The organism is Phytoactinopolyspora endophytica, assembly GCF_004138495.1.
Taxonomy (GTDB): domain Bacteria; phylum Actinomycetota; class Actinomycetes; order Jiangellales; family Jiangellaceae; genus Phytoactinopolyspora; species Phytoactinopolyspora endophytica.
In genome coordinates, this window is sequence record NZ_ML142850.1 from 462,684 (window position 1) to 462,954 (window position 271).

General features: G+C 66.1%; 1 pseudogene. It reads left to right on the top strand.

The window, feature by feature from the left end:
- A pseudogene (locus ELR45_RS34630) lies at nucleotides 1-181 on the top strand (DoxX family protein); the annotation flags it as partial.
- Nucleotides 182-271 lie beyond the last annotated feature (90 nt).

Here is a 271-nt window from a genome sequence, read left to right on the forward strand (position 1 = left end):
GATCATGTTCGTGAACGGTAGTTCGGGGATCTACGCCGAGGAGGGCGGCTTCGCGTTCCCACTGGCAGTGGGCGTGACCGCACTGTTGCTGGCGGCGACTGGTTCAGGCCGCTTCGGCCTCGACCACATCGTCGTACGGCCGTTTCTCGAACGCCGCCGGGATATGGCGACCGTTTCCTGAGCACGGCGAAGACCGACGGTATGGCACGGTGGTCGCCCGGCGCGGAGCCGGACGACCACCTGCGATGCACCTCCTCGTCAGGACTGAGTG